Source organism: Companilactobacillus bobalius, from assembly GCF_009764355.1.
In genome coordinates this window covers 329,792-342,646 of record NZ_LNUA01000031.1, presented here as the reverse complement: position 1 = coordinate 342,646, position 12,855 = coordinate 329,792, and the positions used below count along the sequence as shown (strand labels likewise).

The following is a 12,855-nucleotide window of genomic DNA, read 5'->3' as shown; positions in this document are numbered from 1 at the left end:
ATCATATAAAAAATGCCTAAATAAATTAGGCATTTTTTTGTGGATTTTTAAATTGCGTAAACAATAACGCTACCAAAACAGCCGCAATCAATCCATTGACCAAATATAGTACCCGATAATCAATAGCTGCAAAGGCTGCGCTATAAATCAAGACACCAATTGGATTTAGAATTTGAACCATAGTGTACATCAAAGTATTGACTCGTCCCAAGGCTTTTTCAGGAATAATCTCTTGTACATACGTAAAGACTGGTGGATCAGAAATTGCTCCTACAAAACCAGAGACAAATTCAATCACAACAAAGATTGCCAAGGTATACTGTGGAACAAGCTTAATTAAGAATCCTAGTAAAAGAAGTTCAACCACTGAGATCCAATAAGTTACCTTTTCAAATTTAAAGACATCTTTAATTTCAACAATCGTAATAATAATTCCGCCTAAGAAAACTCCAAATGACAAAATACCTTGAACATTACCACTGACGACAGTTGAATACTTGAGGATATGAATCAAAACATAAGGAATTCCAATTTGTAAGGAAATACCAGCTAAATTCAATACCATTGCGATTACAGTCAAAACAACTAATTGTGGTTGACCCTTTAAAACTTTAACCAAATCAATCTTTTCATCATCACCAGTAACCGTCTTTTCAACTGTTATTTGCTTAAAATGCGTACTCCAAGTGACTAGTAGCGTCAGACCCTCTGTAAAAATTTCTACCAGAATAATCCAAGTAAATGGTACGACTCCAAACAGAAAACCTGCTAAAGGTGCAGCTACAATACTAGCCATAGACACTCCCGTTGTCTGAATTGAGTTGAGACGTTGAATAGATTTTTTACTAACAATTTGTGGTGTTGAGGATAAATAAGTAATGGAGAATAATCGGCCAAAAATATTCATGGCACAAACAACTACGATGGCCGTATACAAAATATTAGTCCCCATTGAATAGGCCAATAGATATAGTAACAACGAAGCAATCAACAAAGCTTCAGAAATCAAAGCTAATCGTTTATGAGAATATTTATCAATTATTTTTCCAATGATAGGTGCCAAAGCTAGTCCAACAATTGGACCGATGAATAAGCTAGTACCATATCCTAAAGCTGAACCAGTTACCTTCAATAGCTTTAAAGACAATGAGAATGAAAAAATGGTTTCACCTAAGGCATTAATAACTGAAGTACTTCCGGCCTTGATCAATTGTAAATTATCTTGTTTCATAATAGTCATCCCTAACTTGATTGACCATGTTATAACACTTAACAAGATGAGAAAGTCCATTCTCCTTTCAAGCGGTCGTCTAACTTGCCTATCAGGTAAAAGTGCTTCATTGAAGGTTGGTTTTAGTGTTAAACTGCCGTCTTCCGCAAAAGTTGAAAATGCTGGTGGAACGCTGTGGGCGTGACTTGGAGCTAAAAATCTCACACTTCGTGCGAGATTTTGGATCTTCAAGATCAGCCTCATTGTAACCGGCAAAGCCGCTAACAATGATTTCACAGCTGACCGCATTTTCAACTTTTACTCCAGACTAATAAACAACTCTATTTATTATTTTCTAAATTTTCAGCAAAAAAAACAATAGTACCCATTTAGAAACGCAATTATACACGCCTGTTCTAAATGAATACTATTTTAAATTTCTAAATTATTCGAAGTAACCAGCAGATTATATTGTCTAACCAAAATCTATCCTAACCCCTAATTAAGAACAACACACTAGTCCGGAACAACAAGTCCGATTGGTCTCAGCCGTGAAATTTTTCTTGGTAGGTGCTTTTCCCACCTAGAAAAAGACCTGTATTTGAGACAATTGTGAACTTCAATTGGCTCAAATCAGCGTCCCAGACCAATCGAACTTGTTGTGGAGGACGGCAATCGAACATCTATCTATTAGTCCTCTTCTCTAGCAACAACAAAATAATTACCTTCAGGATCTTGGAAGTTAAAAGTCAACACACCATTAACTTCAGAGACTTCCCCTGCACTTAATAAATCATCATGTAGCTCATTGAATCGATTAGAGAAGAACATCAATGATGGTACTGTCTCATCTACTTCTGGTGAATAAATTCTGACGTAATCTTTAGGAAAAATCGATAGCTCGGTTTCCGCAGAAATCCCTACGATAACATTTTGGTAGCCACCATTTAAAGTTTGACGTGCTACTACTTTAGCTCCAAACTCTTCGACCCAAAATTCAACGTTCATATCAACGTCATCGACGTAAAGCATAATTCTAGTTTTCATCTAACAAATCCCTATCCCAAACGACACCCATAGTTTTTTCACCAGTATGTACACTGATAGCAGGTCCTAAATGACTTGTTGAAATTCGTGCGTCAGGGAAGTTATTTTGGAAATCATTGCTCCACTTCTCTAGCATTTCACGATTATTAGAATCAACTACTGTGATGTGCAACTTCCAGTCTGGATGTGCATCTGCATATTTTTGTATCTCTAATGCAATTACACGGAAAGCTCGATGCATGGTTCTTTCCTTACCAATTGCAAAAATTTTACCATCTTTAAAAGTTAACAATGGTTTAACGTCTAATAAACTACCAATAATAGCGGAACGATTACTTAAACGGCCAGTACGACTCAAATGTTTCAAGTCATTAACTGCAAAATAAATATCGGTTGAATCACGTAATTCTTCCATTTTAGCAACGATTTTTTCAGGATCTTCTCCCTTTTGTGCCATTGAACCAGCTAACATAACTAAATCAGCTTCGGCGGCACTGGCAGCCATTGAATCAAATGGGTAAACTTTAGCATTATCATAATCCTTCACGAACATACGTAAGTTGTCCATAAATGAAGTAATTCCTAATGATAAGTGAATTGAGATAATTGTGTCATAACCTTCTGATACCAAACGATCATAAGCTTCTTGGATCTGTCCCATCGAAACTTGAGCTGTTGTTGGTAATTCTGGTTCATTACGCAAATAATCATAAAACTCTTGATCCGTTAATTCTTCTGTTTCTTTGTATTGCTTATTCCCCAAAATAACCGTGATTGGCAAGACGGTGATGTTGTATTGCTTGATTTGCTCAGGTGTTAAGTACGATGCTGTATCAGTTACAACTGCCGTTTTCATATTTTTCCTCTTTTTCAAGTGACTTTGTATTCATGCATATAATAATAACATTTTATTATATTTTTTAAATCTATAGGGTTGTTTTAGTTATTGGAAAGCGCTATCATTTTTGTTAAGTAAACATTTACTAAATGGAGGATCAATCATGAATACTAACGAAATTTTACAAGGATTTGCAGATAAATTTAACCAAACAGCTGAAAAATTGTTTTTCTCACCTGGCCGTATCAACTTAATTGGTGAACACACTGACTACAATGGAGGAAATGTCTTCCCCTGCGCTATCAGTTTAGGAACATATGCAGCTTACGGTAAACGTGATGACAACACTGTTCAAATGTTTTCCGAGAATTTACCTGACAAAGGTATTATTTCATTCTCACTTGACGACCTCAAATTTAACAAAGACGACGATTGGGCTAATTATCCTAAAGGGATGATCTATTTTATTACTAAAACCGGTTACAAATTAGACCATGGTTTCAATCTTTATATCCACGGTAATTTACCTGATGGTGCTGGCTTATCATCTTCTGCTTCAATTGAATTATTGATGGGAACAATTCTCAAAGACGTCTTCTCACTTGATATTGATCAACTTGATTTAGTAAAAATGGGTCAAAAAGATGAGAACGACTTTATCGGTGTCAATTCAGGAATCATGGATCAATTTGCTGTGGGAATGGGTAAAGAAAATCAAGCTATCCTGCTCGACACTAATACTATGGAATATCACTATGCTCCAGTTGAATTAGGCAATAACGTTATTGTTATCATGAACACCAACAAGCATCGTACTTTGGCCGATTCTAAATACAATGAACGTCGTAGCCAATGTGAGGAAGCCTTGAAACTGCTTCAAACTAAATTGGATATCAACTCATTAGGTGAATTGTCAATTGACGATTTCGATCGTAACTCATATTTGATCAATGATGACATCTTGATTCGTCGTGCCCGTCATGCTGTTTTTGAAAACCAAAGAACCCTCAAGGCTATCAACTATCTTAAAGAGAACAATCTTGAAGAATTCGGTAAATTAGTCAATGCTTCACATATTTCACTTCATTATGACTATGAAGTAACTGGTAAAGAACTCGATACTTTAGTCGCTGCCGCTTGGAAACAAGACGGTGTTCTTGGTGCCCGTATGGTTGGCGCTGGCTTTGGTGGTTGTGCTATTGCCATTGTTGACAAAGATAAAATCGTTGCCTTCAAAGAAAATGTTGGTCAAATTTATCAAGAAGAGATTGGCTATGCTGCTGACTTTTACATTGCTGAAATTGCTGATGGACCTAGAGAAATTGCTATAACCGAGGTGGAAAAATAATGTCTTGTGTCGATAAATTTGTCGATCAAATAATTAATGCTGATAACGATTATCAAGAAATGGATCATGTTTACTTATACAATCGCATCTGTGCCCTAGTTGGTGACGATAATTATCTTGAAGCTGAAGATACTAAAGAAGCCTTAATCAAAACAGCTATTCAAAATAAAAAAATTGAAGATAGTCAAACTGCTAAGGAAATCCTTAACGACCAATTGATGGACTTCGTTACCCCACTACCTTCACGTGTTAATCATAAATTCTGGAATCTTTATCAAAAGAACCCAACTGATGCTATCAAATATTTCTATCAGATGAGTCAAGATAATGATTACATCAAAGTTAAAGCCATCGCCAAAAATATTTCCTACCAGGTAGCAACTGATTATGGCAACCTCGAAATCACTATTAACCTATCCAAACCTGAAAAGGACCCTAAAGCTATTGCGGCCGCTGGCAAAGCTAAACAAACTGGTTACCCTAAATGTCAACTTTGTCTAGAAAATGAAGGCTATTTAGGCCGTTTAGGTTATCCTGCTCGTAGCAATCATCGTGTTATTCGTTTTACCCTTGGTGGTGAAACTTGGGGTTTCCAATATTCCCCTTACGCCTATTTTAAAGAGCATGCTATTTTCTTAAATACGACTCACAAACCAATGATCATCAATCAACATACCTTCAATAACTTGATTGAAATCATTAAAATGTTCCCTAATTACTTCGTTGGTAGTAACGCTGACTTGCCAATTGTCGGTGGTTCTATGCTTAGTCACGATCACTATCAAGGTGGTCATCATACTTTCCCAATGATGAAAGCCCCTATTGACCGTCAAATTGAAATTGATGTTGATAATGTTTCCGCCGGAATCGTTAAATGGCCGCTTTCCACAATTCGTTTAACAAGCAAAGATCCTGAAGAATTAGTTAAGGCTGCTACTTTGATTCATGAACACTGGATGAATTATTCTGACGAATCAGTTGATATTAGATCTCATAGTGGTGAAATTCGTCATCATACTGTTACGCCGATTGCCTATCGCAAAGACGAAAACTACGTTATGGATATCGTCTTGCGTGACAACCAAACCTCTGATAAATATCCCGATGGAATTTTCCACCCCCACAAGGATGTTCAACATATCAAGAAGGAAAATATCGGTCTAATCGAAGTTATGGGACGTGCCATCTTACCTGCTAGACTAAAAACTGAGTTAAAAGAGGTTGAACGTTACCTATTAGACCAACCTAACCAAATGGCTCAATATCATAAGACTTGGGCAGATCAATTGAAACAAAAATATGAATTTACAACTGACAATGTGGAAAAGATTGTTGATAAAGAAACAGGTCTTGTCTTTAGTCGTGTTCTCGAAGATGCTGGTGTCTTCAAATGGAATACTCAAGGACAAGCTGCTTTTGACAAATTCATTCGGAGTCTTCAATAATGGCTACCTTACGCGATATTGCTAAAAAAGCCAGTGTCTCACCAGCCACTGTCTCTCGAGTTTTGAACAATGATTTAACTTTATCAGTCACTGATGAAACTAGAGCCAATATTTTAAAAATTGCGACTGACCTTAACTATAAAAAAGCTAATCATCCCAATAGCCACTATCAAAAACATTTAGCTCTAGTCCAGTGGTATTCCGAATCTAAAGAGCAAGATGACCTCTACTATATGACCGTACGTGAAGGAATCGAACAACAGGCACCCAAATACGGATTCCAAATCAGTCGTATTTTTCACAACGATATTGAGGAAATTCCTAATGACACTGACGGTATCATTGCCGTAGGTAAATTCAGTCAGGAACAAGTTCAAACTATGACCTTGATTTGCCCTAACATTGTTTTTATCGACGATGACCAATTCAGTAAAGGGTTCGATTCAGTGTTAACTGATTTCAAATATGGTATTCAAAAAGTTATTAATTATTTTGTTGACCAAGATATCGAAGACATCGGCTTGATATACGGCGAAGAGACTTCGACAGATAATCAGAGAACTATCCCTGATTTACGTTTTAATTCCTTCAAATCAGCTATGGAAGAACACAATCTATTTGATCCCCAAAATTGTTTTAAGGGTGACTTCACTAAAGACTCTGGTTATCTGCAAATGACAAAGGCCTTGGATAAAGAAAACTTTCCACATGCTTTCTTCATTACCAATGACTTGATGGCTGCCGGTGCATTAAAAGCCCTTCAAGAGAATAACATTGCTGTTCCTAAACAAGTTCAACTCTTTAGTTTCGACAACACTGCTCTTTCTCGCTATGTCAATCCCGAGTTAAGCTCAGTAGACGTTGCTACAAATCAAATGGGTGCCGCCTCAGTTGATTTAATGCAGGATCTCTTAACTAATCAGCAACACATTGCTAAAAGAATCGAATTAGCTACTAAACTCATCTTTAGACAATCCACCTATGCAACAATTGAAGATTTATAAATAATTTGTCATTGGGGAGATAAAAATGGATTACATTCAGGACATTCGACACAAAATTGGTCATGAACCAATTATCTTAAATTTTGCTGGAGGAATTCTAACCAACAATAAGAATGAAGTTCTTTTGCAAAAACGTTCTGATACGAATAAATGGGGACTTCCCGGTGGTGCCATGGAATATGGTGAAACAGTTGAAGGTACCTGTCGTCGTGAATTTCGCGAAGAAACTGGACTTGAAGTTACATTAAATTCATTTCTAGGACTCTCCTCTAACCACATTCAGCACTACCCCAACAACGACGTTGCCCAAACCATCGTAACCTTCTTTTTAGTCAACTATTGTAAAGGTGAACTCCATTCTAAGAATGAGGAAACCTTAGATTTAAAATATTTCTCTAAAGAAAATTTACCTGAAATATTCAATCCGCAACACGCTAGATGCTTGCAACATTACTTTGATCATGATTATCCATATTTCGAATAAGCAAGCAATATAATTGTTAGAACTTCAACTCCTACCTATAATTGAGACAATTCCATTTAAAGGAGATGCCAATTATGATGGGATTAACCGGTTGTCATATATTTAGTGGTATGGACTTCATGGGTGGAGGATTCCTCTTTTATGGAATCATTACCTTGTTGATCTTCATTGCGATTGTTTACCTATTTAATGATCATCAAAATAGCCATCGGCAAAATAGTGCGCTAGACATTTTGGATCGTGAGTACGCTCAAGGAAAAATCTCGGACGCTGACTATGCTAAACGAAAAGAAAATTTAAAAAAGTAAAATAATAAAAAATAAGAACAGCTTCTATTGAGAAATATTCGAGTACATAACATATGCCTTGAATACTTAATGGAAGCTGTTCTTTTGATTTAAAATTTTTATTTGGATTATATAGATACTGCATTTTTACTCGCTAATATTGGAACTAACGAACCAGTCGGTAGTAAAAAATCTGTGAGCCCTCAGTGGTGAAGTTTTTACTTAGCTTGAAGTCGTGTCCACCACGTTCCAGCGGCTCACAGATTTTTTGCGGACGACGGCATATTTCAACTACATTAGTTGGTATTAGTTACAATCAAATCAGCTTTTAATTTTTTCCTACTTCTTCCATAAGAAGTTAATTAAAATCCTATCAACTTGCTTATTTTCATGTAGCTTACTGTGGGCAGCCATCTTACCAACAATCTTCTTTTCCCGATAAGACTTGGCACGACCAGAAACTAAATATCTCAACGATTGAGAAGAAGCGTTGGTTACAGCTCCATCAGAATGTGTACCATCATTTTTATCACCAAAAATATTTAACACTCTAGTATTAGTAGGATAAATCTTTCTAAACTTCAATAACTCCTGATAATACTGATTCATAGGCGTAGGTTTACCATTTTTATCTAAACTAATACGTCCTGGTTCATCATCTTCATCAATGATACCGTCAAAATGACCGGCAATATCAACTACCTTATTAATTTTAGGCAACTTCTTATTACTATAATTATCCAAAATATAATAATTAATAGCCATATTCCCCATTGAATGACCTACTAAATTAACTTTTTTAAACTTATAATCCTTTTGCAAAACTTTGATAACATTCTTAGCCCAAAGACCGGCCGTATGATAGTTCAACATTTTATTATCATCATAATTAACTTCAACAATCGGGTTCTTGGCCTTTTTAGGTATAGAACCAATCATTTTAGCGTAACCATTAGGACTAACATTGATTCTCACGATTGTTCTTGTAACTCCCGCCTCTTTAGCAGCACCAGTCATTTGAGTTTCAGCTTGATAACTACTGCCATAACCATGAAAAAAGATAGTTGGAATTGATTCTTGAACGTATTTTTTAGAATTTACTGCTTGTGCATGACAACTATAGGTAAAGAAACCGAATACCACTAGTATCATTGCCATTGCGGTCGAAAAAATAAACTTTTTTTTATTCATAATTTCTCCTCTCACTTATAACCTATATTGTAGCCATTCTCGTACTAGTCGCGTAAAGAAAACACTTAAACTTGATTGACACTTCCAAAATGATTAATTATGATGAATTTAATCTATTTAATATTATTTTAATTTTAGTAAGGAGATTTTGATTATGGCAAAAGCAGATCCAACAACAATTGACTGGAATAACCTCGGATTTAATTACATGGACTTACCTTATCGATTTATCGCTCATTATAAGAACGGTTCATGGCAAGATGCTGGTTTAACTGAAGACAGTACACTCCATATTAGCGAGGCTTCTACTGTTTTACATTATGGTCAGGCAGCTTTCGAAGGAATGAAGGCCTATCGTACTCCTGATGGTCATATTCAATTATTCAGACCCGACCGCAATGCTAGCCGAATGAAGGAATCTTGTGAAAGACTATTGATGCCAGTTTTTCCAGAAGATAAATTCGTTGAAGCCGTCAAAGAAGTAGTCAAAGCCAATTCTGACTTTGTTCCCCCTTACGGAACTGGTGCCACACTTTATTTACGCCCTTTAATTATTGGTACTGGTGCCCAAATCGGTGTCCACGCTGCTCCTGAATACATCTTTACCATTTTCGCTATGCCCGTTGGTAACTACTTCAAAGGTGGACTCACTCCGGTTAATTTCACCACATCACAGTACGACCGTGCCGCCCACAAAGGTACCGGTCAAAGTAAAGTTGGTGGAAATTACGCCGCTAGTCTCTACCCTGGTGACGAAGCTCATAAAAACGGTTTTGCAGATTGTGTTTATCTAGATCCAATTAATCATGAAAAAATTGAAGAAGTCGGATCAGCTAATTTCTTCGGTATCACTAAGGATGATGTCTTCTTGACGCCAAAATCACCATCAATTTTACCAAGTATTACTAAATACTCCCTACTCTGGTTAGCTAAGAATCGTCTGGGACTTGGAGCAGAAGAAGGCGACGTCTACATCGACCAACTAGATAAGTTCAAAGAAGCTGGTGCTTGTGGTACCGCTGCCGTCATCTCTCCTATTGGTGGTTTGGAACACAATGGTAATCTACACGTCTTCTACAGTGAAACAGAAGTCGGACCAGTTACCAAAAAACTATATGAAACTTTAACAGGAATTCAATTTGGAACCGTTGAGGCTCCTGAAGGTTGGGTTCAAGTCGTAGAATAGCAAAAAAGCTGTGATTGATGAAGTCACAGCTTTTTTAATGGAATATTATATGTTTGAGATTCTCAATATTAAAGTGCAGTATCGAAGGGTGAACTGTAACATTAATATTAGAGCAAATTAGTACACTACTGGTAATTAGGGAAAACAGTGTTTTGATAGTACACATGTTACCTTCGACAGATTATCCGAGGGTGATAATAAGTCAGAAGTTAGAACAATTATTTTGCTCTCTCGCATGTACTTATATTGTATATTTAAGCCACCAGTAAGGAATCTACAAATTTATAAAATAATTTTTCTATTATTGAATTAAAATCCAAGCTAAATAATGGTATATTTCTTAGTTTACAGATAAATCAAACTTTTTACGGTGAAAAATTAACCGCATGATAGAATATTACAGAGCATATAATAATAGAAAGAAGGATTTTTTAATGAAAATATATTTTGCAAATGGTCTTTTTGCTTTAGCTGACCGTATGTTTAACGAAGTTGTAGTTGATAAGATCAGAAAGATGAATTCCAATATCGAAGTTTATCTCCCACAAGAAAATGGTGACATCAATGACAAGATGAATTACGCCGATTCTATCAAAATCGCCCAAGAAGATAACAAAGAATTATTATCTTCCGACTTAATTGTTGCAATTCTTGATGGTGACACGATGGACGACGGTGTGGCTTCTGAAATTGGTTTGGCATATGGAAAAGAAATTCCTATTATTGGTGTCTATACTGACCTACGTCAACACGGCGTCGAGAATCCTGAAAAGCTTAAGGCTGTAGGATCTATCGGTGAGAATCCTTTTGCCTATATCAACAATTACACTATTGGTTTAATCAAAATGAACGGTGTTGTTGTTAACAATATCGATAGTATGTTAGAAGAGATTCGCAAATACTTGTAATTTTTTTGTAAAAATTTGACATATAATTGTTTCAGTTTAGTTACATTAACTTTACAGTCAAATTATAACTAATTTACAGTTAAGTTATATTCAACATTTGTCGGTCTAGACGTTATATTATTAATTCCGTTGAGAAAATAGCACACATTAAATAAAAACAAACACAAGATTTACTCGGGGGAATTATTTTATATGAAGATCAAAAAATTCGTAGCATCAGTATTTACCGTAACTACACTTGCTTTAATCGGAATCAGTACTCAAACACAAACTGTTAGTGCTGCAACAACAACAGCTAGTGCTAGTGGTGTTGTTTATGTAACTAACGCTAATGGTGCCGGTATTTACACACAATCACAAAACGGTGTTACTAGAGCTAGTTCTATGCTTGGTAACAAAACAGCTTGGAGAATCGACAAGACTATGAACGTTGATGGAGCTGTTTATTACGAAGTAGGTGCAAACGAATGGATCTCTGCTAACGATATTTCTACAGAAGCTCCAGCTGTTTCTCTAAGCAAAGATATGTATATTAATGTTGCAGGTGGTGTTAACCTTTATGATGCCCCTAACGGCAATTTTACAGGTAATGTAGCTACTGGACATACTATGGTTCATGTTTACGCAAGTAAAACTGATTCAACTGGTAACACATGGTACGATGTTGGCCGTAGTCAATGGATCAACGGAAAGTACATGTCAACTGACAATGTTAAACAAACTCTAACAATGTCAGCTACAGCTTATGATCCCGTTGTTCTTGGTTCAAACATGGGTTACAGTGGCGTTGCTGCTAACTTATCAAAATTCCCTCGTGGAACACATTTAAGAATTACTGCTAATGGCAAGACTTACGATCGTGTAGTTAACGATACTGGCCTCTTCGCTTACAGCAATCCTAACCAACTTGATATTGCTATGCCTAACTCACAAGCATTACAATTTGGACGTCAAAACGTTACTGTTCAAGTTTTAGGTTAATCAGATAGATTTAATCGGGTATCTCCATTTTGGAGGTACCTTTTTTGTTTTCAATTTTTACTAAGCCGATGTGTTCTTTCATCGAATTTAAGAACTTTCCAAACGAGTAATACCATCCCCACCACAAAGGCTAAGATGGAATAGATTAATGGAGCTGTTACAACAATAATAGTAGCAATTCCCAAAAGAGCGCTGAAGAAAATATTAACTAATTTTTTTAACATAATGCCCTCTCCTTTTCAGTTGCTCAAGATTCTACTAAAGAGAATAATTATTCCAAAAACAAAGGCAATAATTGAACTGATCACGCCACCTGTAATCCAGATATAAAAGTCCAGTAGGATAAAAGCTAAAGTTAAACTTCTACGATATACTTGATCCATTTGTATCAAATCCTTTTTTTGGTTTAAGGATATTCTATTATTTTGAAGTTAATTGTCCAAGAAATTAGTCCACATAAAAAGGCTGAACCCTCATTGATTTAGCCTTCCTTATAACCATTTTTGCCAAGATGTCTAATTAGATAATAAAAAAAGAGCTCTCACTTGTGGAGAGCCCTCTAGTTAGATATAAGTGGTAAGATGAAATCTACTGCAGTTTTCATCAATATTCAATGAATCTTACTACTTTTAAAACATATCTTACTATCTAAATATGTAATTCTTTTGTTCAACTAATGGATCCTAGCGAACCATGTATTGAGCTTGCGCGACTAACTAATTAGGTCGATCTTATGTTAACTTTTGTCGCTAGTTCCAAGAATGTCCTTAAACTGCACTGACTCTAACTTTCTATTTGTTCTTTACTGATCCTATCTTGTAACAGATAAAACTTTCTAAATCAAAAACTTTTAGGGCTGCAGTTCCTGACACTTCATCTTTACCACGTCTATAATATAACTCATTTCGTAAGCGTTTACAATAAAT

14 protein-coding genes are annotated in these 12,855 nt (G+C 35.9%); 8 read left to right on the top strand and 6 right to left on the bottom strand.

Annotated elements, in window-relative coordinates; all coding sequences use genetic code 11:
* Positions 1–25 precede the first annotated feature (25 nt).
* From ATN92_RS06130 to ATN92_RS06120, 3 genes are all read right to left on the bottom strand, one after another.
* Positions 26–1,462 carry an MFS transporter gene (locus ATN92_RS06130; protein WP_234032534.1) on the bottom strand — a complete coding sequence of 479 codons (1,437 nt, stop codon included), beginning with the start codon at positions 1,460–1,462 and terminating at the stop codon, positions 26–28.
* A gap of 438 nt (positions 1,463–1,900) precedes the next feature.
* Positions 1,901–2,257, bottom strand: coding sequence for a VOC family protein (locus tag ATN92_RS06125; protein WP_056953746.1), 357 nt, complete (start codon positions 2,255–2,257; stop codon positions 1,901–1,903).
* Entirely contained in the window at positions 2,247–3,113 is an 867-nt protein-coding gene (locus tag ATN92_RS06120) for a DegV family protein (protein ID WP_056953744.1), read from the bottom strand. Before ATN92_RS06120 ends, ATN92_RS06125 begins: the two co-directional genes overlap by 11 nt.
* Positions 3,114–3,258: 145 nt before the next feature.
* Here ATN92_RS06120 and ATN92_RS06115 point away from each other — a divergent pair, with 145 nt between their 5' ends.
* From ATN92_RS06115 to ATN92_RS06095, 5 genes are all read left to right on the top strand, one after another.
* Complete coding sequence (locus ATN92_RS06115; RefSeq protein ID WP_056953742.1) at positions 3,259–4,443, top strand: galactokinase; 1,185 nt, start codon at positions 3,259–3,261, stop codon at positions 4,441–4,443.
* A complete protein-coding gene (locus ATN92_RS06110) occupies positions 4,443–5,888 on the top strand; it encodes a UDP-glucose--hexose-1-phosphate uridylyltransferase (protein WP_056953740.1) in 1,446 nt (481 codons plus the stop codon). Before ATN92_RS06115 ends, ATN92_RS06110 begins: the two co-directional genes overlap by 1 nt.
* Complete coding sequence (locus tag ATN92_RS06105; RefSeq protein ID WP_056953738.1) at positions 5,885–6,892, top strand: LacI family DNA-binding transcriptional regulator; 1,008 nt, start codon at positions 5,885–5,887, stop codon at positions 6,890–6,892. Before ATN92_RS06110 ends, ATN92_RS06105 begins: the two co-directional genes overlap by 4 nt.
* 19 nt (positions 6,893–6,911) lie before the next feature.
* Positions 6,912–7,376: an NUDIX hydrolase gene (locus ATN92_RS06100; protein ID WP_087721272.1), complete on the top strand. Its 465-nt coding sequence runs from the start codon at positions 6,912–6,914 to the stop codon at positions 7,374–7,376.
* 74 nt (positions 7,377–7,450) lie between these two features.
* Positions 7,451–7,684, top strand: a complete 234-nt coding sequence (locus ATN92_RS06095; RefSeq protein ID WP_056953735.1) for an SHOCT domain-containing protein — start codon at positions 7,451–7,453, stop codon at positions 7,682–7,684.
* 318 nt (positions 7,685–8,002) lie between these two features.
* Here the strand turns inward: ATN92_RS06095 and ATN92_RS06090 are convergent, their stop codons facing one another.
* The gene (locus ATN92_RS06090) at positions 8,003–8,854 is read right to left on the bottom strand and encodes an alpha/beta hydrolase (RefSeq protein ID WP_056953733.1); all 852 of its coding nucleotides are present in this window, start codon (positions 8,852–8,854) and stop codon (positions 8,003–8,005) included.
* Positions 8,855–9,008: 154 nt separating this feature from the next.
* Here ATN92_RS06090 and ATN92_RS06085 point away from each other — a divergent pair, with 154 nt between their 5' ends.
* From ATN92_RS06085 to ATN92_RS06075, 3 genes are all read left to right on the top strand, one after another.
* The gene (locus ATN92_RS06085) at positions 9,009–10,040 is read left to right on the top strand and encodes a branched-chain amino acid aminotransferase (RefSeq protein WP_056953731.1); all 1,032 of its coding nucleotides are present in this window, start codon (positions 9,009–9,011) and stop codon (positions 10,038–10,040) included.
* A 434-nt stretch (positions 10,041–10,474) separates the two neighbouring features.
* Positions 10,475–10,948: a nucleoside 2-deoxyribosyltransferase gene (locus ATN92_RS06080; protein ID WP_056953729.1), complete on the top strand. Its 474-nt coding sequence runs from the start codon at positions 10,475–10,477 to the stop codon at positions 10,946–10,948.
* A gap of 192 nt (positions 10,949–11,140) precedes the next feature.
* A complete protein-coding gene (locus tag ATN92_RS06075; RefSeq protein ID WP_056953727.1) occupies positions 11,141–11,929 on the top strand; it encodes an RlpA-like double-psi beta-barrel domain-containing protein in 789 nt (262 codons plus the stop codon).
* Between the two features lie 50 nt (positions 11,930–11,979).
* Here ATN92_RS06075 and ATN92_RS06070 read toward each other — a convergent pair whose 3' ends face one another.
* Complete coding sequence (locus ATN92_RS06070) at positions 11,980–12,153, bottom strand: hypothetical protein (RefSeq protein ID WP_156638769.1); 174 nt, start codon at positions 12,151–12,153, stop codon at positions 11,980–11,982.
* 15 nt (positions 12,154–12,168) lie between these two features.
* Positions 12,169–12,312 (bottom strand): hypothetical protein, encoded by a 144-nt coding sequence (locus ATN92_RS06065; protein WP_156638768.1) that lies wholly within the window; start codon positions 12,310–12,312, stop codon positions 12,169–12,171.
* Positions 12,313–12,855 lie beyond the last annotated feature (543 nt).